Here is a 22,323-nt window from a genome sequence, read left to right on the forward strand (position 1 = left end):
AAACCAGGGGCCGGGGCGGGTGCAGGCCGGCAAATACACCCTCAAGCCCTTTGGATACAACCCGGCAGCGCCAGGCGACCCTCGTAAAACACAGATGGCAGAGTCCCCAGCGGGGCGCTCTGCCATCAGGCCCATCAGGCCTTCTTTGCCGCTTCCCGGTAGACCAGGAGGGGCGGCTTGCCTTCGTTGATCGTCGCCTCTTCGACCACGACCTTGGCCACATTGTCGGTGGTCGGCAGATCGAACATGGTCGTCATCAGCGACTGCTCCAGAATCGAGCGCAGTCCCCGGGCACCGGTCTTGCGGGCCAGTGCCTTCTTCGCAATCGCGGTCAACGCATCGGGGCGCACTTCCAGCTCCACGCCTTCCATGCCCAGCAGCTTGTTGTACTGCTTGACCAGAGCGTTCTTGGGCTGGGTCAGGATCTGGACCAGCGCGTCCTCCGACAGCTCGGCCAGCGCAGTGACCACCGGCAGACGGCCTACCAGCTCGGGGATGATGCCGAACTTGATCAGGTCTTCCGGCTCGATGTCGCGGAACGCCTCGGAGATGGAGCGCTGCTGCTTGCTCTTGACGGTGGCACTGAAACCGATGCCCGATGCTTCGGAACGGTTCTCGATGACTTTCTCGAGCCCGGCAAACGCGCCGCCGCAAATGAACAGGATGTTGGTCGTGTCCACCTGCAGGAAATCCTGGTTCGGGTGCTTGCGCCCGCCTTGGGGCGGGATCGAGGCCATCGTGCCTTCGATCAGCTTGAGCAGCGCCTGCTGCACGCCTTCGCCCGATACATCGCGGGTGATCGAGGGGTTGTCCGCCTTGCGCGTGATCTTGTCGATTTCGTCGATGTAGACGATGCCGCGCTGGGCCCGCTCGACATCGTAGTTGCAGCTTTGCAGCAGCTTTTGCACGATGTTCTCGACGTCCTCGCCAACATAGCCCGCTTCCGTCAACGTGGTGGCGTCGGCCATCACAAAGGGCACGTTCAGCTGGCGGGCCAGCGTCTGGGCCAGCAAGGTCTTGCCCGAGCCGGTGGGGCCGATCAGCAAGATATTGCTCTTGGCCAGCTCCACATCGTCCTTGCCCGCCTTGTCCTTGTGCGCCAGGCGCTTGTAGTGGTTGTACACCGCTACCGCCAATGTGCGCTTGGCAGGATCCTGGCCGATGACATAGTTGTCCAGGGTGGCCTTGATATCGGCCGGTGTCGGCAGATCATTGCCCTTGGCCTTCTCGCCCTCCTTGCCTTCTGCCGCCACTTCGTCGCGCACGATGTCATTGCAGAGGTTGATGCACTCATCGCAGATGAACACCGACGGTCCGGCAATGAGTTTCTTCACCTCGTGCTGACTCTTGCCGCAGAAGGAGCAGTACAGGGTTTTTTCGCTGGATGAGCCTTTTTTCTCGGCCATGGGGGCAATGCCTTCAATCGAATCTATGTGGAAACAATGATAACCAACTACAAAGCGGCCTCAACCGGTAGGGTTGGGGCCGCTTGTCCGGAAAAGCGGGTTTATGGGCGCTTTTCTACCACAGTATCGACCAAACCGTACTCCTGCGCTTCGGGCGCCGTCATGAAGTAGTCACGCTCGGTGTCGGCCTTGACCTTGTCATAGGGCTGGCCGGTGCGGTCTGCCAGGATGCGGTTCATCTGCTCCTTGGTGCGGATGATGTCGCGGGCATGGATTTCGATGTCCGTCGCCTGGCCACGGGCGCCGCCGAGCACCTGGTGGATCATGATCTTGGAGTTGGGCAGCGAGTAGCGCTTGCCCTTCTCGCCAGCGGCCAGCAGGAAAGCACCCATGCTCGCGGCAAAGCCCAGGCACATCGTCGAGACCTGCGGCTTGATGAACTGCATGGTGTCATAAATGGCCATGCCGGCCGTCACACTGCCGCCAGGCGAGTTGATGTAGAGCGAAATCTCCTTGTCGGGGTTTTCACTTTCCAGGAACAGCATCTGGGCGACCACCAGGTTGGCGGTCTGGTCGTTGACTTCACCGACCAGGAAAATCACGCGGTCCTTGAGCAGGCGCGAGTAAATGTCAAACGAGCGCTCACCACGGCCCGATTGCTCGATCACCATCGGGATCAAACCCAAGTTCTGAATATCTTGTGCGCTCATTACATCTCCGTTCAGGATAGGTGGAAGCTAGCGTCAATGCACTGTGACTGCGCTAACTGTACCCCAATAAAATGGGGCCTGCGCCCAAAAGCACAAGCCCCTGTTTTCAGCTGGCCGCCGCGCTGGGGGCCATGGCCGCCCCGCGCGCTTATCAGCCTTGCTGGCCCATCAGTTCGTCGAAGGACACGGTCTTGTTGCTGACCTTGGCCTTGCCCAGCACGAATTCGGTCACGTTGTTTTCGATCACAACGGCTTCGACTTCGGCCAGACGCTGGCGATCACCAAAGTACCAACGCACGACATCTTCCGGCTTCTCGTAGCTCGATGCCAGCTCGTCGATGTGGGCCTTGATCTGCTCAGGCGTGGCTTCCAGCTTGTTGGCCTTGACCAGTTCGGCCACCACCAGGCCCAGACGCACGCGGCGTTCGGCTTGGGGCAGGAACACGTCAGCAGGGATTTCCGCCTTTTCAGCGTCCTTGATGCCGCGTTGCTTCAGCTCTTCACGGGCGCCCTCGAGCAGACGGCCGACTTCGGCGTCGATGCTGGCCTTGGGCAGGTCCAGCTCAGCCTTGGACACCAGGGCTTCCATCACGGCTTGCTTGTTGCGCGACTGCACGCGGAACTTGACTTCACGCTCCAGGTTCTTCTTGATGTCGGCGCGCAGGCCTTCGACGGAGCCGTCAGCAATGCCCAGGGACTTGGCCAGCGCTTCGTTCACTTCGGGCAGGTTGGCGGCTTCCACCTTCTTGACGGTCACCAGGAAGTCGGCGGTCTTGCCAGCCACTTCCTTGCCGTGGTAGTCCTCAGGGAATGCCAGCGGGAAAGTCTTGGATTCGCCGGTCTTCATGCCGCGCACTGCGTCTTCGAATTCCTTGAGCATCTGGCCTTCGCCGATCAGGAACTGGAATGCTTCAGCCTTGCCGCCAGCGAAGGGTTCGCCGTCGATCTTGCCTTCGAAGTCAACGGTCACGCGGTCGCCATCAACGGCAGCCGTATCGGCTGGGCGCTGGGCGAAGGTGCGACGCTGCTTGCGCAGGATGTCAATGGTCTTCTCGATGGCAGCGTCGTCCACGTCGGCAGCCAGCTTCTCGACTTCCGCGGAAGCCAGGTCACCGATCTTGACTTCGGGGAACACTTCGAACACGGCATCAAATGCCAGCTCACCCTCAGGTGCGCCTTCTTTTTCAGTGATCTTGGGCTGACCGGCCACGCGCAGTTCGGCTTCGTTGGCGGCCTTGGCAAACGCCTCGCCGACCTTCTCGTTGAGCACTTCGTACTGAACGGAATAGCCATAGCGCTGTGCCACCACGTTCATCGGCACCTTGCCGGGACGGAAGCCGTCCATCTTCACGGTGCGGGCCAGGCGCTTCAGGCGGCTGTCCACTTCGGTTTGCACGGATGCGAGAGGCAAGCTCAGCGAAATTTTGCGCTCGAGCTTTTCAAGGGTTTCAACATTCACTGCCATGGTTAATCCTAGTTAGGCACGAACCCTTCCGGCCACGGTGTGCAAACGCCATTCAAGCCAGCCTGCAAGCGGCAAAGCTTGCGTCCGATGCGAGGACTGTCCGTGTCACATCGGGGATGGCATCAACGGGGATTGGCACCGTTTTACAACCTGGGGTCCCAGTAGATAGGCGACTGGCCCTAAGCCCAGCACACCCAAAAATCAAACGATGACAGCGCATTCAGTAGCAAGCAACACCTGGCGTGACCCGGCAAAAACCACCGTTGTCACGAAAGCGGTGCAGCGCAAGGCGCCATCGACCGAAACCGAACATTATATATAAAGCCAGCTCTTTTCCTGGATGCCAATACCGCCATGGCGCAGGGTCAGACCCTGATGCCGGCAGCCGCTGGCGCAAAACGCCAAGAAAAAAGCCGAATCTCCTGTTGGAAATTCGGCTCATATGCATTGCAACAGCAGATGGTGCTTGTACCTTCTGCTATTAAATTTTGGTGCGCGGGGCGGGACTCGAACCCGCACACCATTGCTGGCGTCAGGACCTAAACCTGGTGCGTCTACCAATTTCGCCACCCGCGCGGTTACAGCTGCAGCCGGCTTGCCAGCCAACTGCCTGCTTTTAGGTCAATCCACGATTCTAATGCAAGCCATTGCTGCCTTGGGCAAACCTCGGCAAAAACTCGCTAAGGGACCCTCTGCATAACTCCCTGCCGTGGTTTGAACGCGATCTCGGGCGATCTGCTGTGTTGTCTTCCTTGTCAATAGCTCGCTATTGACTGCAAAAGACGCCTTGCATCTCATCCCGATCCGCGTCCATCCCGCTTGGCGAGGGTTATGCCGAGGGTCCCTGGCAAGCCACTCAAACGGCAGCCGACAGTGGCACGTCGCTGTGCTCCTTTTTCACGCGGAACCAGGCCGCATACATCGCCGGCAGCGCCAGCAAGGTCAGCACCGTGGCAACGACCAGGCCGCCCATGATGGCGACGGCCATCGGACCCCAGAAGATGCTGCGCGACAGCGGAATCATCGCCAGCACGGCGGCTGCAGCGGTCAGCGCAATCGGGCGCAAGCGGTGGGTGGCCGCTTCGACAATCGCATCCCAGGTCGACAGGCCGGCGGCATGGTTGGCTTCGATCTGGTCGATCAGGATCACCGAGTTGCGCTGGATCATGCCCATCAGCGCGATGACGCCCAGCAAGGCGACAAAGCCAAAGGGCCGGTTCAGCAGCAGCAGGGCCGCAGTCACGCCTGCAATGCCCAGGAAGCCGGTGATATAGACCAGCACCGAGCGGCTGAAGCTGTGCAGTTGCAGCATCAGCAAGGTGAACACGATGAACACCATGATCGGCATGCCCGCCATGATGGAATCCGAGCCCTTGGCGCTTTCCTCCACCGCACCGGCAATCTCGATGCGGTACTGGTTCAGGCCCTTGTCGGCCCAGCCCTGCTGCAGCTTTTGCAGATCAGGCCAGAGCTTTTGCGTTACCGTCGGGCCTTGCAGGCCGGCGGCCACATCGCCTTGCACGGTGATCGCATACTCCCGCCCCTGGCGCCACAGAATGCCCGGCTCCCAGACAAAGCTGGGCTTGGCAATCTGCGACAGCAGGATGGCCTGGCCGCTGCTCGATGCCACATAGGCATTGCCCACATCGGTGACGGCCTGGCGCTCATCCACCGGCTGGCGCAGCACCATGTCGATCAGCTTGTCGCCTTCGCGGTACTGGCCAATGGTGTTGCCCGACAGCTGGGTGCGTGTGGCCTGGGCAATGCTCTGGTTGCTCACGCCCAGCGCACGGGCCTTGCTCTGGTCCACTTCCAGGCGCAGCACCTTGATGGACTCGTTCCAGTTGTCATTGACGCCCCGCATATCGGACGAGGCCTCCAGCTTGGCACGCACCTCGCTGGCCAGCGCACGCAGCAGCTGGGGGTCCTGGCCCATCACGCGGAACTGCACCGGGTACGGCACCGGCGGGCCGCTGGGCAGCAGCTTGACGCGGGCCCGCACCTCCGGAAACTCCTGCGCCAGCAAGGTCGGCAGGCGCTTCATCAGGCTGTCGCGGTCGGCCAGGCTGTGGGGCAGCAGGATCAGCTGCGACACATTGGACTGCGGGAAGATCTGGTCCAGCGGCAGGTAGAAGCGCGGCACGCCCGAGCCGATCCAGGACGTGACGGACTCGATGCCGTCCTGCGCCTGCATGCGCTGCTCGATGCGCCGCGTCACCTCCTCATTGGCAGCCATGCTCGATCCCTCGGGCAGCCAGACATCCATCAGGATCTCGGTGCGGTTGGAATCGGGGAAGAACTGCTGCTGCACCTTGCCCATGCCAAACAGGCCCAGCGCAAACACCAGCACCGTGGCGCCAATCGTCAGCCAGCGGTGCTCCACGCACCAGGAGACGGTGCGGCGGAAGCGGTTGTAGAAGGGGGTGTCGAACATCGCATGCTCGCCGCCTTCGCTCTCGTGCGGCGCATGCTTGGGCTTCTTCAGGAACACCGTGCCCAGGTAAGGCACAAAGTAGACCGAGGCCACCCAGCTGATGACCAGCGCAATCACGGTCACCGCAAAGATCGCAAAGGTGTACTCACCGGTCGTGGACTTGGCAATGCCGATCGGCATGAAGCCTGCCGCCGTGATCAGGGTGCCCGTCAGCATCGGCTTGGCAGTGATGTCATAGGCGGCGGTGGCCGCGCTCAGCTTGTCATAGCCCTCTTCCATCTTGCGCACCATCATCTCGACGGCAATGATGGCGTCGTCCACCAAGAGGCCCAGCGCAATGATCAGCGAGCCCAGCGATACCTTGTGCAGGCCAATGCCCCAGTACCACATCGCCAGGAACGTGGCGCAGAGCACCAGCGGAATGGTGATGCCCACCACCAGCCCCGGGCGCGGGTCCAAGGTGATGCGGCGCCACAACGGATCCTTGCCTTTGCGGATGTGCATGCCCAGGCTCAAAAAGCTCACGGCCAGCACAATCACCACCGCCTCGATCAGCACACGCACAAACTCGTTGACCGACGTGGACACGGCCTTGGGCTGGTCCTGCACGTTCTCCAGACTCAAGCCGGCGGGCAGAGTGGGCACAATCTTGTCCACCGCCTCATGCAGGTGCTTGCCCAGTGCAATCACATCGCCGCCCTTGCGCATCGAGATACCCAGCGCCACGGTCGGCTGGCCCTGGTAATGCACCTTGGTCTTGGCCGGGTCCAGGTAGCTGCGGTAGATGTCGGCGATATCGCCCAGCTTGAGCTGGTTGCCATTGGGCCCACGGATCGGCATGGCCTTGACGTCGTCGAGCTGGCGGAACTCGCCCGTCACCTCGACCTGCACCCGGTCGGCACCGGCCTGCACCTCGCCCCCGCTTTGCACGGCGTTTTGCTGGCCAAGCTGGGCAATGACCTGGTTCATGTCCAGCCCCAACTGGGCCAGCTTGCTGCGCGAGATCTCGATATAGAGCTTCTCGTCCTGCACACCAAAGAGTTCGACCTTGGCGACATCCTTGACCCGCAGCAGGCTCTGGCGCACGCTGTCGGCATACTCCTTGAGCTCGGCGTAGCTGTACCCTTCGCCCTGCAGCGCATAGATGACGCCATAGACATCGCCGAAGTCATCGTTAAAGAAGGGCCCCAGCACGCCCTGGGGCAAGGTGGCGCGCATATCGCCCACCTTCTTGCGCACCGCCAGCCAGGTCTGCGGCACATCCTGCGGGCGCGTGTCTTCGCGCAGGTTCAGGATGACCAGCATCTCGCCGGGCTTGGAATAGCTGACGATCTTGTCGGCATTGGGCACGTCCTGCAACGTGCGCTCGACCTTGTCGGTGACCTGCTCGGCCATCTGCTGGGCCGTGGCGCCTGGCCATGCGGCCGAGACCACCATCGCACGGAAGGTGAACGGCGGGTCCTCATCCTGGCCCAGCTGAAAATACGCGCCAATGCCCAGCACCAGCAGCATGATGAGCAGATAGCGTGTGAGCGGCACATGCTGCAGCGCCCAGCGCGAGAGGTTGAAGCCCTTGCTGCTGCTGTGCTTCTCGCCATCGGGACCGGGGGCCGGCGAGGACGGACCAGCGCCTTGCGGCGTGTTCTGAGGTGTTTGCATGGCCACCTCTTATTACTTGGGCGCAGCTGCGGCCGCACCTGCCGCAGCAGGCGCATTCACCACCGGTGCATCGGCCTGGTTCTGCGCAGGCGCGGAGGCTGCGTACTTGGACTGGAACACCGTCACCTTCTGGCCGGCATTGAGCACATGCACGCCGGCCACCACCACCTGCTGCCCAGCCTGCAGACCGCTCTGGATGACGGCGTCATTGCCATCCATGCGCGCCACCGCCACCGCCTGGGGGTTGACGGTAGAACTGGCAGGGTCAAACACCCAGACCTGGGTGCTGCCGGCCTTGTCCCAGAGCGCCGACAAAGGCAGCTTGATCGCCTCGGCCGCCTTGTCAGCGCCAGCGGCGCGCTCGGGCGGCAGCACGGTCACCGTGGCGCCCAGCTTGGGCAGCACCTCATTGGGCGCCGCATCCAGCGAGGCCTTGACCTGGTAGGTGCGGGTGGCGGCATCGGCGCTGGCTGCCACTTCGCGGATATGCGCGCCCAGCAACTGCTCCTCAGGCCAGACCTTGACCTGCACCGGCTGGCCGGGCTTGAGCTGCGCAATGCGGTCTTCGGGCACCGCAAACACCGCATCACGCGCACCATCCTTGGCCACACGCAGCACCGGCGTGCCGGCAGACACCACCTGGCCAGGCTCCACATTCACCGCAGTCACCACACCGGCCACCTCGGACACCAGGCGGGTATAGGCCGTCTGGTTGCTTTGGCTGGCCGCGTTGGCCTTGGCCTGGTCCAGCTGTGCCTGGGCCGATTTCAGCGCCGCCGCATGGCGCTCCATCTCGGCCGCGCTGATGAAGTTCTTGTCGCGCAGCTCCTTGAAGCGGCGGTAGTTGGCCGCTTCCAGGTCACGCTGCGTGGTGGCGGCCTGCACTTGCGCCTGCGCCCCCTGGGCCGCCAGCGCGTAGTCAGCACCATCGAGCTGGGCCAGCAGCTGCCCAGGCTTGATGGCCTGGCCCAGCTCCACGTTGCGGCTGAGCACCTTGCCCGCCACCCGGAAACCCAGTTGCGCCTCGGTACGGGCACGGATATCGCCGGCGAATGCCGACTGCGCCTGCAGCGGCGCGGCGCCCACGGTTTGCAGCTTGACCGCACGAATCGGCTCGGGCGGGGACTCCTGGCGTGAACAGGCCGTCAAGCTGGCCAATGCCGCCATCGACAGCAGCAGCACTGCGGCACGCGCGCTGGGCGCTCGAAGAGGTAGGAACATGGTGTGCATGCGGGCGGTGAGAGGCCAAGAAGACCCTGGCCCGGCAGAAGAAAAAGAGGGAAATGCACCAAGGACCCTCTGCCCAACACCCGGACGCGCGCTGTGCAGAGGGCCCTTAATGACCAAACGGTCACTAATTTAGACAGTTCGCTCCCGCCTGTCAATGCTTGGCAGCCACACTGTGCGGGATGCGCTAGCATCGGCGCTGTGAAAGATTCCACGCCCTCCTCTTCTGCGGCTGCCGCCACGCCCGTCACCCACTACGAGAATTTTCCGGTGGCCTCCTGGCTGTGTCCGCCGGCACTGCGCCCTCCCATCGCCGCTATCTACCACTTTGCGCGCACAGCCGATGACATTGCCGACGAGGGCGACGCCGATGCCCCCGCCCGCCTGGCCGAGCTGCAGGCCTACCGCGATGCGCTGGCCCATATTGCTGATGGAAAGCCGCCACAGGCGCGCTGGCAGGCCGTGTTTGCGCCGCTCCAGGCCGCCATCGTGCAGTGGCAGTTGCCGGTCGCCTTGCTGGATGATTTGATCAGCGCCTTCATGCAGGACATCGACAAGACCGCCCGAAGCGCGCGCTATGCCGACCGCGCCGAGCTGCTTGACTACTGCCGCCGCTCGGCCAACCCGGTGGGGCGGTTGCTGCTGCATTTGTATGGCGTGAACGACGCCGCGTCGCTGGCCCAGAGCGATGCGATCTGCAGCGCGCTGCAGCTGATCAACTTCTGGCAGGACCTGGGGGTCGATATTCCGCGTGGCCGCTACTACCTCAATGATGCCGACTGCCAGGCTGCCGGCATCACCGCCGCCGCGATGCAGCAGCGCCAGGACAGCCCGGCGCTGCGCCAGCTGGTGATGGACCAGGCCGCCTGGGCGCGCCGCCTGATGGAAGAAGGCGCGCCGCTGGTGCACCGCGTGCCCGGCCGCGCCGGCTGGGAGCTGCGCCTGGTGGTGCAAGGGGGCTTGCGCATTCTGGACAAGGTCGAGGCGCTGCAAGGCCAGAGCCTGTGGCAGCGCCGCACCATTGGCAAGGGCGATGTGCCGCTGATGCTGTGGCGCGCCTGGCGCATGTAAGCCGCTATCCGCACGCTCTTCGCCCGCTGCCGCCCCCACAAAAAAAGGCCGAATCCTGCGATCCGGCCTAAAGGGGTTATGGGAACCCCCGAGGAGAGTGTTTACGGGCCTTGCGGCCAGGCGGCTCAGGGCTCAGCCATCCCTTGCCCAGCTGGGGAATACGCTTGTCATGGTCTCGCCTTTCTCAGGACCGTTGAATTGGCGCTCAGCCCAGTTGCACCGGAACAAAAATCTTCTGGCCATTGCGCTCGATCAGCAGCGCCACCGACTTGTCGGACTGCGCCACCTGCTTGCGCAGATCCTCAATGCCTTTCACCGCCGCGCCATTGACCGACAGCACCACATCACCAGGCTGCACACCGGCCAGCGCTGCAGGTCCGGCCGCCTGCTCGACGATCAAGCCCTGCTGGCTGCCGCTGGCCTGCTTTTCCTGCGGCGTCAGCTCGCGCAGCGCCAGGCCCAGCTTGCCCTTGCCGACCTTCTCATTGCCTGCCACCTGCTCGCCCTTGCTGACATTGCCGCCCAACGTGGCTTGCAAGCTGGTGGCCTTGCCGCCGCGCCACACCTGCAGCTCGGCCTGGGTGCCGGGCCGCGCCGTGGCAATGGCCGCAGGCAGGTCGTTGGACGAGACAATCGCCTGGCCGTTGTAGCCGGTGATCACATCGCCAGGCTGCAGGCCGGCCTTGTCGGCGGGGCCGCCTTTTTCCACACTGGCCACCAAGGCGCCTTCGGGCTTGGGCAGCTTGAAGGAATCGGCAAAGGCCTGGTTGACCTCCTGGATCACGACGCCGAGGCGGGCATGGTCGACCTTGCCGTGCGAGACGATCTGGTCCTTGATGTTGACCGCCAGGTCGATCGGGATCGCAAAGGACAGGCCTTGGTAGCCGCCGCTCTTGCTGTAGATCTGCGAGTTGATGCCCACCACCTCGCCGCGGGCATTGATCAGCGGGCCACCGGAATTGCCGGGGTTGATCGCCACATCGGTCTGGATGAACGGCACCGAGCTGTCATCGGGCAGCGCACGGCCCTTGGCGCTGACCACACCGGCAGTCACCGAGTTCTCGAAGCCAAACGGCGAGCCAATCGCCAGCACCCATTCGCCTTGCTGGATGGCCTTGGAGTCACCAATCTTGGCAACGGGCAAATCCTTGGCATCGATCTTGATCACCGCGATATCGGTCTTGGGGTCCGAACCCAGTACCTTGGCCTTGAACTCGCGCCGGTCGGTCAGCTTGACCGTCACTGTCTTGGCGCCCTTGACCACGTGGGCATTGGTCAGGATCGTGCCATCGGGGCTGATGATGAAGCCCGAGCCCTCACCGGCCATCGGCACCTCTTGCGGCACCTGGCGGCCAAACCCGCGCGGCATGCCTTGCTGCGGCACGCCAAAGCCGAACTGGCGGAAGAACTGCAGCATCGGGTCGTTGGGGTCGATCTGCTGGCCCCGGTTGGCCGAGGGCGCGGCGTCGGCATCGTCGCCGTCATCCTCATCGTCCGAGACCTTGCGCGTGCCGCGCACACTGATGTTGACCACCGCAGGCCCGGCCTGCTGGGTGATGGTGCTGAAATTGGGCAGGCTGACCATCGGCGCCGCAGCCGGGGCCGCTTGCGCCACCACCGCAGGCGCGCCTTGTGCATGGGCGCTCCACTGCACATGCTGCAGTGCCGAAGCACCCACGCCGCCCAACACACCTGCCGTCAGCAAGGCAGCTACCAGTTTGCGCGAACCGAGTTGAAAAGAAGGAACAGACATTTTTTGTACTCCCAAATACCACTTGCATGGTGTCGATGGGGCTAATGTGCCTGCCCAGACTTAGAAGAAACTTAGACGCAAGGGCCTCAGGATTTTTGGTACGGAAAATAAGGCGGCGCCTCACCGATGGCCAGCATGTCCACTTCCAGAATCGCCAGCCCGGGCGCGCCCGCCAGCTGCGCCACCGCCTCTGCCAGGCCATCGGCCCGGCCGAGCTTGCGGTAGGCCATGCCGGCCGATTGGGCGAGCAGCGCAAAGTCCGGCGGCGCCAGATCGCCGTAGACGCGCCGGCCGCCAAAGTTGGCATCCTGCATGTGCTTGATTACGCCGTAGCCCGCGTCGTTCATGACGATGAGCAGCATGTCCAGCTGCTCCTGCATGGCGGTCCAGAGCTCGCAGACATTCATCATGAAGCCGGCATCGCCGCTCAGCACCACGGTCTTGGCGCCCCTGGCCGCAAAGGCGGCACCTATGCCCAGCGGCAGGCCCTGTCCAATGCCAGCGCCCACCGGGTGCATGGCGTCGCGGGGGCCATAGACCTCGAACAGGCGGTTGCCCCAGGTGGAGTTGGCGACGGTGATATCGCGCGCCCATACCGCATTGCGCGGCAGCTGGCTTCTGAGCTGCTCGGCAAAACCGGCATAGGGGCCCAGGGTGCCGGCAAAGGCCTGGCGGGCGCGCTGCTTCATATTGGCAAACTGCTCGCGGTAGCCAGGCTCGGCCTGGTAGTTGCCCAGCGCCGCCACCAGGCGTTCGAGCACATCGCGGGCATCGCCACAGACAAACTGCGCGCAGTCATAGCTGCGGCCTTCGGCGGCGGGGTCCAGGTCGATCTGCACACGCTGGCTGGGCAAGGCCAGGCTTTGGTCCACGGTCTCCTGGCCTCGCAGCCGCGAGCCCACTACCACCATCAGATCCACACTCTCGTAGAAGGCGATCACCTCGGGCGCGCCGGTGCCGTTGAGGCCGCCCAGGTTGCAGGCATGGTCCTCGGGCACAATGCCGCGCCCGGCCCAGCTCGATGCCATGCCAAAGCCCCTGTCCAGCAGCTGCTGCAAGGGCGCGCCGCAATCGATGGCACCGCGCCCCACCCAAAGCATGGGCCGCCGCGCCGCACGCACGCGTTCGGCCAGCTGCGCGATGTCGGCATCGCTGGCCCGGGGGCGCGCGGGCATGGGCGGCAGCGCCAGGCTTGCGCCCGCATCGCTTTGCGGGATGGGCTGCTTTTGCACATCGATCGGAATCTCGATGCTCACCGGCCCCATCGGCGCCGCCAGCGCCTCGGTGGCCGCCTGCTGCAAGATGCGCAGTGCGTCTTCGGCCCGCTCAATGCGGTAGCTGGCCTTGCAGACCGACTGCAGCATGCCGAGCTGGTCGCGCACATTGTGGGTGGCGCCGGTATCGCGCCCCAGAAACTTGCGCGGCACCTGGCCGGTGATATGCAGCAGCGGCGTGGAGGCAAACGAGGCTTCCAGCAAGCCCGACACTGTATTGGCCGCGCCCGGCCCGGTGCTGGAGACCAGCACGCCCAGCTTGCCGCTGCGCCGGGCATAGCCATCGGCCATGTGCGCTGCGCCCATCTCGCCGCGCGTCATCACCACGCGGATGCCGCCCTGGCGGGCAATGCCATCCATGATCGGGATGTTGTGCACGGAGATGATGCCGAAGACCAGCTCGGTATCGATCGCATGCAGGAACTGGGCGACCAGGTCGCCGATATTGAAAGTGTGTGACATGGTGGTTTACTCGCTGGCCTGAACGTTCGGGGCCAATTGCTTGAAGAAGTGGTAGTCGCTGGCAATGCGTTTTTTCAGATCGGTGGTACTGACCGGGTCGATCGCATAGCCCGAGCGCTCCATGTCGGCAACAAAGCGGGCATCGGCCAGAATTTTCTGGTTGACCTGGGCCAGCGCCTCGACCACCTCGGGTGCGGTCCTGGCCGGCGCCAGCAGGCCGATCCAGCCTTCGAAATTGAAGTCGGGGTAGCCGGACTCCACCATCGTCGGCGCATGGGGAAGCTGCGGGTTGCGCAGCGGCGATGTCAGCGCCAGCGCGCGCACGCTGCCACTTTGCACCTGCGTGACCGCCGTCGTGTTCAGGTCAAACAACATCGACACGCGGTTGGCCATCAGCTCGGCCATGGCCGGTGCATTGCCCTTGAAAGGCACATGCGTCATCATGATGCCCGCGTACTTGGCCAGCAGCACGCCCGAGAGGTGGTTGGACGAGCCATTGCCCGCCGAGGCATAGGTCAGCTGGCCGGGCTGGGCCTTGCCAAAGGCCACCAGCTCCTGCAGCGACTTGAACGGCGACTGCGCGCCCACCAGCAGCACATTGGTGTACTTGACCACCGAGCCGATCGGAGAGAAATCGGCGACCGGGTCAAAGCTGGTGCTCGTCACCGCCGGCGTGATGCTGATCGTGGGACTGGCCACGAAGTACAGCGTGTAGCCATTGGGCGTGGCGTTCTTCACCGCATTGGCGGCCAGAGTACCGCTGGCGCCGGCCTTGTTCTCGACAATCACGCTCTGGCCCAGCAGCTCGGAGAGCTTGTGCCCGTACTGCCGCGCCACGATATCGACCGAGCCGCCCGGTGAATACCCCACCACCAGCTTGATGGGCTGCTGAGGAAAAGCCTTGGGCTGGGCCTGCGCTGCAGCGCCCCACACCCCCAACAGCGCTGCACTGAGCGCGATGGTCCACGGGTTCATGCCGGTCTCCTGAGGTTCTTGTGCGCTCCTTTATCCCTTAGGTACCGACAGCCCCCTCCCCCTGCTAACCCTAGAAGTTCGCAGATTGAATAAGCTGATATTTACAACGAATCAGTTTGCGCCATTTGCGCTCAGAGCCGCTAAGACGACCCAGCAAACCACAGGTTTGCGGTTGAGACTAGACGCAAAGCCGCAGGCAGTACAGTAGTACGGCAAGGCTTTGCAACGACGTATCAAGGGTCGTATTAGTGGCTCTTAGAAGATGACCCGCACGCGCAGGCCGCCCAGCTCCTCCGACGCATCCAGCAGCAGTTGCGCGCCGTGCTGGCGTGCCACTGCACTGACAATCGCCAGTCCCAGCCCGCTGCCATGCGCGCTGGTGCCGGGCACGCGGTAGAAGCGGTCCAGCACCCGCTCGCGCTCCTCGGGGACGATGCCGGGCCCGCTGTCTTCGACGCTGAGCACGCGCTGCCCTTGCGCATCGCGGTACCAACGGCACAGCACCTGGCCACCGGTGGGGGTGTAGCGCAACGCGTTTTCCAGCAGATTGCGCAGCAGCAGGCCCAGCGCATCGGCCTGGCCCTGCACGGGCTCCAAGGTGTCATCCAGCTGGTGCTGCAAGGCCAAGCCCGCCTGCTGGGCCAGCGGTTGCAGCTCATCCACCGCCATCTCGCACAGCGCGGCCACGGCGACCGGCTGCGCAGGCGCTGCCTGCATCTGCCCGGCCTCCTGGCGGGCCAGATGCAGCAATTGTTCGACCATGCGCGTGGCCCGGTCGATGCCCGCCATCACCCGCTCGCTGGCCACACGCCGCGCAGCATCATCGGGCGCGCGGGCAAGCCCCTGCACCTGCAGGCGCAGGGCCGCCAGCGGTGTGCGCAGCTCGTGGGCGGCATCGCCGACAAAGCGCTGCAGCGCATCAAACGCAGCCTGCAAGCGCGCCAGCAGCAGGTTCATCTCCTGCACCAGCGGCTGCACTTCCAGCGGCAGATCGGCATCGGCCAGCGGTGACAAGTCATCGGCCTGGCGCGCCGCCAGCTGCTCGCGCGTGCGCGCCAGCGGCGCCAAGGTATGGGCCACCACCCACCAGACCACCAGCATGATCAGCGGGGCCAGCAGCAGCACCGGCACGATGGAGCGCAAGGCCACCTGGCCAGCCATCTGGCCGCGCGATGCCGCCTCCTGCGCCACCTGGATGACCTGGGTCGGCGTCTGCAGCGCATAGATGCGAAAGGCCACGCCATGGGCGCGCGCATCGCTGAAGCCCAGCACGGCGACCTGGGGCAGCAGGCGCGAGTTGCTGGAGCGGTAGAGCATGATGCCGTCGGAGCGCCAGATCTGCACGATCATGTCCTGCGCCTTGGCCTGCGGATCGGCCAGCGCGTCCGAGGCCACCTCGGAGGCCAGCCCGGCCGACAGCGCCAGCGCAATGCGCTGCATCTGCACATCGAACAGCGCCTCGGTCTCCGCCCGCGCTGTGCGGTAAATGCTGACGGCCTGCAGCCCAGCGGCCACCACCACGACGGCCAGCAGCGCCCAGATCAGCCGCGCACGCAGCGAAAAAGGCCGGCCGGCCCACAGCGCTGCGCTCAAGCGGCCTCCCCACTTGGAGGAGACTCGACCGGCACCAGATAACCCAGACCGCGCACATTCTGGATCAGCTCGGCGCCCAGTTTTTTGCGCACCCCGTGGATATAGACCTCGACCGCATTGCTGCTGATGTCATCGCGCCAGGAGTAGAGCTTTTCCTCCAGCTGCGCGCGGGAAAGCACGCGGCCAGGTCTTGCAATCAGGGGCTCGAGCACCGCCCATTCACGGGCCGACAGCTGCACCGGCTGCCCGGCCACAAAAGCCTCGCGCGAAGCGGGCACCAGCCGCACCTGGCCCCAGCAGTACTCGGGCTCGGCCCGGCCGCTGGCACGGCGCAGCAGCGCACGGATGCGCGCCAGCAGCTCGTCCAGGTCATAGGGTTTGATGATGTAGTCATCAGCGCCGGCATCGAGCCCCGCCACCCGCTCGGCAATGGCATCACGCGCCGTCGCCACGAGTACGGGGATGCGGACCTGGCGCGCACGCATCTCGCGCAGCACCTGCAGCCCGTCCACCTTGGGCAGGCCCAGGTCCAGCAACACCAGGTCATAGCCGGCCGTCGCCAGCGCCGTCTGCGCCATCGCCCCGTCCTTGACCCAATCCACCGCCCAGGATTCGGCACGCAGTGCATCGAGCACCACTTCGCCAATCATCTGATCATCTTCTACCAGGAGTATGCGCATGGCAGCATTATGCAAGCGCCCAATAACGTGATGGGAAGCAGGCCCAGAAGAAACACGGGCTGACCCCCTCAATGGCGATCAGCCCGCGACCCGCATGATGGTTGGCAGAGAAATAAGCGGCACACACTGCGTCAATCGTATTGTGCGCAACCTGCCTTCGCGCATACCGCCTTATCGGTGAACGTCCGGACTTGTAGTTGGCTTTGGTCCTCGCGTCCTGGCGGGATGAACCCCCTAGTGCTCCATGGCGACCGCGATTATATGGACGGGCACATGTCAATAACCAGGCACTATTGCAACAAAAGACTTCCGGCCCCTCGGCAACGCCAGGTCTTCTGGTTCCCGCACCGCCCTACCACGATGAATTCGTTGAAAAAACCTGCATGCCTTGGTATCCGCCAGCGCAGTCCGCGGGCAATGTCAACAAAGCTGTGCAAGCGCTCACCCCGTTGCTGCAGGCAGTTCAGGCTGCAGCGCCCCGCCCGAGGTAGCCGCGCGGCAAGGCGCGGCAACGGCTGGAGCGCTGTCGCCGGGGTAATCGCTTCCCGGGCCTCTGGCCCATGGGACAATACGGCGCTTATGACCACGCCCCAGCAGTATGTTCAAAACAAGGCCGCAGCCTCCGGCAGCAGCTTTTACTATGCCTTCCTCTTTCTGCCCAAGGACAGGCGTGCAGCGATCACCGCCTTTTACGCCTTTTGCAGAGAGGTCGACGATGTCGTCGACGAGGTGAGCGACCCGGGCGTGGCAGCGACCAAGCTGGCCTGGTGGCAGAGCGAGGTCCGCAAGAGCTTTGCCGGCCAGCCCAGCCACCCCGTGATGCAGGCGCTGATGCCGCATGCCAGCGCCTTCTCGATCCAGGCCGAACACCTGCTGGCGGTGATCGAGGGCTGCCAGATGGACCTGGAGCAGACCCGTTATCTGGATTTTCCCGGTCTGCAGCGTTACTGCCACCTGGTGGCCGGCGTCGTCGGCGAAGTGGCAGCCCGCATTTTTGGCCAGACCAGCCCGCAAACCACGCAGTACGCGCACAAGCTGGGGCTGGCGTTCCAGCTCACCAACATCATCCGCGATGTGGGCGAGGACGCGATGCGCGGCCGCATCTACCTGCCCGTCAACGAGCTGCAGCAGTTCGATGTGAAGGCGCACGAGATTCTCAACCGCAAGTACTCGGACCGCTTCGAGGCGCTGATGCGTTTCCAGGCCAAGCGCGCCCACCAGCTCTATGACGAAGCTCTGGCCTTGCTGCCGCAGGCCGATTACCGTGCGCAAAAGCCCGGGTTGATGATGGCCAGCATCTACCGCACCTTGCTGCGCGAGATCGAGCAGGACAAGTTCCAGGTGCTGCACCAGCGCGTGAGCCTGACGCCGCTGCGCAAGCTCTGGCTGGCCTGGCGCATGCAAGCCCTGGGCCGCATGTAAGTGGCCCGCAGCCAACGCATCGCCGTGGTCGGGGGCGGCTGGGCCGGCATGGCCGCCGCCGTCGAGCTCGCCTCGGTCAGCGCCCACCAAGTGACCGTCTGGGAATCCTCCGCCCACTGGGGCGGCCGCGCGCGCGGCCTGGCCTTGGCCTTGCCCAGCGGCGAGGAGATCACCGCCGACAACGGCCAGCATATTCTGATTGGCGCCTACACCGCCTGCCGCGCACTGATGGAGCGGGTAGGCGTCAGCACCGATGCGTCGTTCATCCAACGGCCGCTGGCCATGCGCTACCCCGATGGCCGGGGCATCCGTTTTCCCGACAGCGCACCGCCCTGGGATGCGCTGATCGGCATTGCCACCGCCAAGGGCTGGTCCTTGTTGGAGCGGCTGCATCTGCTGCGCCGGGCCGCTGCCTGGCAACGCCAGGGCTTCCGCTGCGCGCCACAGGCCAGTGTGGCCGATCTCTGTGCCGGTCTGCCCCCGCGCCTGCTGGCCGAGTTTTTTGAGCCGCTGTGCATCTCCGCGCTGAACACCCCCCTGCACCAGGCCAGCGGCCAGGTCTTTCTGCGCGTGCTGCAAGACAGCCTGTTCGCGGTCGACAAAGGCTCGCACTTCTGGCTGCCGCTGGTGGACCTGGGCCAGCTGTTTCCCGTTGCCGCCGCCAGTTGGCTGCAGGCCCGGGGCCATGACTGCCATCTGGGCAGCCGGGTGCCGCAGCTGGTGCAAGCCGGTGCTGGCTGGCAGCTCCAGGGCCAGCACTATGACCAGGTCCTGCTGGCCTGCCCGGCCTGGGAGGCCGCGCGCCTGGTGCAAGCCGCGTTTGCCCATCCAGCCAACGACTATGCCGAGGCCCTGGCCTGGGCCGACGACGCCGGGCGCCTGACGCATACCGCCATTGCCACCGTCTACGCCTGGAACCCGGCCCCCGACCCCCAGGGCCATAGCCTGCATGCGCCTTGGCTGGCGCTGCACAGCAGCCCCAGCCAGCCCGCACAGTTTGTGTTTGACCGTGCCCAGTTGGGCGGCCCTGCCGGCCTCTTGGCCTTTGTCATCAGCACCAGCGAAGGCGACCGCGCCGAGATCGAGCAGCAGGTCATCGCCCAGGCACAAGCCCAACTGGGCCTGGCCTTGCAGCCCCTCAAAACCGTTGTGGAAAAGCGCGCCACCTTTGCCTGCACGCCCGGCATGCAGCGCCCCGGCATGCTGATTGCGCCCGGCCTGCTGGCCTGCGGCGACTACATCGACGGGCCCTACCCCGCTACGTTGGAAGGCGCGGTGCGCAGCGGCATCGCCGCCGCCCACGCGCTGGCCTAAAGCCCCATCAAACAGCGCCCGCAGTCTGGCGCCAAGGCGCACCGTGCGCAAAATGCGCAATCACCCAGTCGCGCCAGGCGCTGGATGCGGCACTGCTCCATTGGCTGGACGGCCGCACCAGGTAGATGCCGGCATCGGCCTGCAGCTGCCACTGCGGCAACACTTCCTGCAAATGGCCCGCGGCCACTTCGGGGCCCAGCAGCCAGTCGCCGCCCGCAATGATGCCCAGGCCCTGGCGTGCGGCCACCAGCAAGGCCTCGTTGTCATTGCTGACCATGCTGGCGCGGATGCTGACCAGGCAGGATTCGGCCCCGCGCGAGAACTGCCACTGCGGATAACTGCGCAGCCCGGTAAAGCCCAGGCAGCGGTGCCGGGCCAGATCCTGCGGCGTATGCGGCCAGCCCTGCTCGGCCAAATAGCCGGGTGCAGCGCAGACCAGGCGCCGGTGGTCGCACAGCCGGGTCGCCACCAGGCTGCTGTCGGCCAGCGACCCGATTCGGATCGCGGCATCAAAATGCTCACCGATGATGTCGACAAAGCGCTCGGCATACTCCACATCCATCACCACCTGCGGATGGGCCTTGGCAAACCCGCCACCATGGGGCTGAGCCAGCGCCGCCCCATGCTGGCCGGCAACGACAGCCGCAGCGACCCGCGCACGACGGCCGCTGCCTCGCTGGCCTGGCGCTGGGCCTGGTCCAGCAAGGCCATGGCCTCGCGCACCTGGGCCACAAAATGCTGGCCTGCGCTGGTAAACCTCAGCTGGCGCGTGGACCGCTCCAGCAAGCGAATCCCCAACCGTGCCTCCAGCGCACTCAGCCGGCGCGACAGCACCGTTGGGTGGCGCTGCAGCTGCGCGGCCGCCGCGACAAAGGACCCGGCATCGAACACCGCCAGCAAGGCGCTGAGTTCATCGGCGTGTTGGCTGTCGAGCAGGGGCATGGTGGTGGGGCGGAGTGGCTGGTGTCCGCACTATAGGCCAAGACACGGTGGACGATGCGGCGATGCCGCCGCCGCAGCGGCTTGGCATCAAGGCAGCAGCACCACCGCCCCCTGGGTCTGCCCCGCCTCCAGATCGGCATGCGCGGCAGCCACTTCCGCCAGCGCATAGCGGCGCCCAATGGCCGGTTGGATGATGCCCTGCTCCATCGCCTGCAGCACGGCGCTGGCGCGCTGCTGGTACTCGGCCGCGGTCGCGGTATGCGCGGCCAGCGAGGGGCGGGTGATGTAGAGCGAGCCCTTGGCGTTGAGCGTGGCCATGTCGATGGCGGGCGGTGCACCGGTGGTCGCGCCAAAGGACACCATCAGGCCGCGGGGTCGCAGGCAGTCCAGCGATGCGGCAAACGACAGCTTGCCCAGGCCGTCATAGACCACATCGGCCATGCGGCCGCCGGTGGCATCGCGCAGCTGCGCGGCCAGGGTCTGGGGATCGAACACCAGTGCCTGGTCGCAACCGGCGGCCAGCGCCCGTGCCTGGCTTTGCGGTTTCGAGACGACGCCAATGACGGTGGCGCCCAAATGCTTGGCCCAGGAAGCCATCAACTGCCCCACTCCGCCCGATGCGCCATAGAGCAGCACGATGGTGCCGGGGCCGACGGCATAGGTGCTCGTCAGCAGGTACTGCGCGGTAATGCCTTTGAACAGCACGGCGGCGGCCTGCTCGGCGCTGATGCCATCGGGCAGCTTGACCAGGCGCTCGGCCGGGTAGAGGCGTTCACTGGCATAGGCGCCCAGCGGGCCGGTGGCATAGGCCACCCGGTCGCCGACGGCAAACTGGCTCACCCCGGCACCCAGGGCCAGCACCTGGCCCGCGCCTTCCAATCCCAGGCCCGAGGGCAGCGGGATGGGCGCAATGCCCTTGCGCTGCAGCACATCGAGCGGGTTCACACCGACTGCCTGCTGCGCCAGCAAGACCTCGCCCGGGCCGGGTGCGGCCATTTCCCACTGCTGCATTTGCATGCATTCCGGGCCACCGGCCGCTGCCAAACGAATCACTTGCGCCATGCATCACTCCTTGCGGTTTTGTCGATGGCGCCAGCTTAGAGCCTGCACGGCTACTGATAAATAGCGCACCATACAGTTGATAGCTGCAGTGGGTGCAGCAATCACCGCCCATGGCGATGCCGCACTGTCAGACAGCGGGCCGCCCCAGCAACTCACACAACTCGGTCAGATTGCGCACCAGCGCCTGGGGCGGGGGCTGCTCAACGGCCAGCGCAAGGCCAGGCCTGCCTCGGTGCGCTGGTGGTGGTCCAGCTCCTGGCGCTGCACCCAGGCGGCCTGCATGCCGCAGGCCAAGGCGCCTTGCACATCCAGCTCGGCGTCATCGCCCACATGCAAGAAGGCGGGCAGATCGATACCGGCGCGCTCGGAAGCGGCTGTAAAAATGCGCGGGTCGGGCTTGGCCACGCCCACCTCACGCGCGCTGGTGCTGGCCACAAACCAGGGCGACAGGCCCACCAGGTCCAGCTGGGCATTGCCGTTGGAGACGGCGACCAGCGGGTAGCGCGAGGACAGCCAGGCCAGCGCGTCTTCGACCTCGGCAAACCAGGTCACCCGGTTGCGGGCGGCAAAGAACTGGGCAAATACGGCCTCGACCAGCGCCTCATCGCCACCGCTTTGCTGCAGCGCGCGGCGGATGAACTGCTGGCGGAAATGCGTCATGTCATGCGACAGGTGCACAAAGTCATCGCGCACCGACTGGCGGATGCGCTGGGCCTCGGCCGCGTCCTGCAGCAAGGCAGCGGTCGCCGGCGCATGGGCCAGCAAAAATGCGTGCTGCGCGGCTTCGGCCGCCTTCAGGGTCGGCAGCACCGGCCAGAGGGTGTCATCCAGATCAAGGCTGATGGCACGGATTCGGGAGAGATCGAGCATGGCG

At 64.9% G+C, this 22,323-nt stretch carries 17 protein-coding genes and 1 tRNA gene; 3 read left to right on the top strand and 15 right to left on the bottom strand.

Translation table 11 applies throughout. From position 1 onward, the window contains the following. Positions 1-134 precede the first annotated feature (134 nt). The 6 genes from clpX to MJ205_RS14500 form a co-directional block, all read right to left on the bottom strand. Positions 135-1,406 (bottom strand): ATP-dependent Clp protease ATP-binding subunit ClpX, encoded by a 1,272-nt coding sequence (gene clpX / locus MJ205_RS14475; protein WP_239809108.1) that lies wholly within the window; start codon positions 1,404-1,406, stop codon positions 135-137. A 101-nt stretch (positions 1,407-1,507) separates the two neighbouring features. Then, positions 1,508-2,116 carry an ATP-dependent Clp endopeptidase proteolytic subunit ClpP gene (clpP, locus tag MJ205_RS14480; protein WP_239809109.1) on the bottom strand — a complete coding sequence of 203 codons (609 nt, stop codon included), beginning with the start codon at positions 2,114-2,116 and terminating at the stop codon, positions 1,508-1,510. Positions 2,117-2,267: 151 nt separating this feature from the next. Then, entirely contained in the window at positions 2,268-3,581 is a 1,314-nt protein-coding gene (gene tig, locus MJ205_RS14485; RefSeq protein ID WP_230774937.1) for a trigger factor, read from the bottom strand. 489 nt (positions 3,582-4,070) lie between these two features. Further along, positions 4,071-4,157, bottom strand: a tRNA-Leu gene (locus MJ205_RS14490). 280 nt (positions 4,158-4,437) lie between these two features. After that, positions 4,438-7,674, bottom strand: coding sequence for an efflux RND transporter permease subunit (locus tag MJ205_RS14495; protein ID WP_239809110.1), 3,237 nt, complete (start codon positions 7,672-7,674; stop codon positions 4,438-4,440). A gap of 12 nt (positions 7,675-7,686) precedes the next feature. Further along, positions 7,687-8,895, bottom strand: a complete 1,209-nt coding sequence (locus tag MJ205_RS14500; RefSeq protein ID WP_239809111.1) for an efflux RND transporter periplasmic adaptor subunit — start codon at positions 8,893-8,895, stop codon at positions 7,687-7,689. A 198-nt stretch (positions 8,896-9,093) separates the two neighbouring features. Here MJ205_RS14500 and hpnC point away from each other — a divergent pair, with 198 nt between their 5' ends. Then, positions 9,094-9,972 carry a squalene synthase HpnC gene (gene hpnC / locus MJ205_RS14505; protein WP_373450039.1) on the top strand — a complete coding sequence of 293 codons (879 nt, stop codon included), beginning with the start codon at positions 9,094-9,096 and terminating at the stop codon, positions 9,970-9,972. A gap of 205 nt (positions 9,973-10,177) precedes the next feature. Here hpnC and MJ205_RS14510 read toward each other — a convergent pair whose 3' ends face one another. The 5 genes from MJ205_RS14510 to MJ205_RS14530 form a co-directional block, all read right to left on the bottom strand. Then, positions 10,178-11,725, bottom strand: a complete 1,548-nt coding sequence (locus MJ205_RS14510) for a DegQ family serine endoprotease (protein WP_239809113.1) — start codon at positions 11,723-11,725, stop codon at positions 10,178-10,180. 86 nt (positions 11,726-11,811) lie between these two features. Continuing rightward, entirely contained in the window at positions 11,812-13,461 is a 1,650-nt protein-coding gene (locus MJ205_RS14515; protein ID WP_239809114.1) for a thiamine pyrophosphate-binding protein, read from the bottom strand. A 6-nt stretch (positions 13,462-13,467) separates the two neighbouring features. After that, positions 13,468-14,436 (bottom strand): Bug family tripartite tricarboxylate transporter substrate binding protein, encoded by a 969-nt coding sequence (locus MJ205_RS14520; protein WP_239809115.1) that lies wholly within the window; start codon positions 14,434-14,436, stop codon positions 13,468-13,470. Between the two features lie 255 nt (positions 14,437-14,691). After that, positions 14,692-16,029, bottom strand: a complete 1,338-nt coding sequence (locus MJ205_RS14525; RefSeq protein ID WP_239809116.1) for an ATP-binding protein — start codon at positions 16,027-16,029, stop codon at positions 14,692-14,694. Continuing rightward, a complete protein-coding gene (locus tag MJ205_RS14530; RefSeq protein WP_239809117.1) occupies positions 16,026-16,709 on the bottom strand; it encodes a response regulator in 684 nt (227 codons plus the stop codon). The genes MJ205_RS14525 and MJ205_RS14530 overlap by 4 nt, the downstream gene beginning before the upstream one ends. Positions 16,710-17,288: 579 nt before the next feature. On the opposite strand from MJ205_RS14530, the gene hpnD reads away from it, so the two are divergent. Both hpnD and hpnE read left to right on the top strand, forming a co-directional pair. Further along, positions 17,289-18,131 carry a presqualene diphosphate synthase HpnD gene (gene hpnD / locus MJ205_RS14535; RefSeq protein WP_239809118.1) on the top strand — a complete coding sequence of 281 codons (843 nt, stop codon included), beginning with the start codon at positions 17,289-17,291 and terminating at the stop codon, positions 18,129-18,131. Then, on the top strand, positions 18,132-19,445 hold the full coding sequence (gene hpnE, locus MJ205_RS14540; RefSeq protein ID WP_256460935.1) for a hydroxysqualene dehydroxylase HpnE: 1,314 nt from the start codon (positions 18,132-18,134) through the stop codon (positions 19,443-19,445). A 7-nt stretch (positions 19,446-19,452) separates the two neighbouring features. Here hpnE and MJ205_RS14545 read toward each other — a convergent pair whose 3' ends face one another. The 4 genes from MJ205_RS14545 to MJ205_RS14560 all read right to left on the bottom strand — a co-directional run bounded on the left by MJ205_RS14545 (position 19,453) and on the right by MJ205_RS14560 (position 22,319). Then, the gene (locus MJ205_RS14545) at positions 19,453-20,007 is read right to left on the bottom strand and encodes a substrate binding domain-containing protein (RefSeq protein WP_342395164.1); all 555 of its coding nucleotides are present in this window, start codon (positions 20,005-20,007) and stop codon (positions 19,453-19,455) included. After that, positions 20,007-20,387, bottom strand: coding sequence for a LysR family transcriptional regulator (locus tag MJ205_RS14550; RefSeq protein ID WP_239809119.1), 381 nt, complete (start codon positions 20,385-20,387; stop codon positions 20,007-20,009). The genes MJ205_RS14545 and MJ205_RS14550 overlap by 1 nt, the downstream gene beginning before the upstream one ends. A gap of 87 nt (positions 20,388-20,474) precedes the next feature. Beyond that, positions 20,475-21,449 carry a quinone oxidoreductase family protein gene (locus MJ205_RS14555; protein ID WP_239809120.1) on the bottom strand — a complete coding sequence of 325 codons (975 nt, stop codon included), beginning with the start codon at positions 21,447-21,449 and terminating at the stop codon, positions 20,475-20,477. Positions 21,450-21,614: 165 nt separating this feature from the next. Beyond that, a complete protein-coding gene (locus MJ205_RS14560) occupies positions 21,615-22,319 on the bottom strand; it encodes an HAD-IA family hydrolase (RefSeq protein ID WP_239809121.1) in 705 nt (234 codons plus the stop codon). Positions 22,320-22,323: the final 4 nt, after the last annotated feature.

Source organism: Comamonas sp. B21-038 (assembly GCF_022387135.1).
In the GTDB taxonomy this organism is placed as follows: Bacteria; Pseudomonadota; Gammaproteobacteria; order Burkholderiales; family Burkholderiaceae_C; genus Comamonas; species Comamonas sediminis.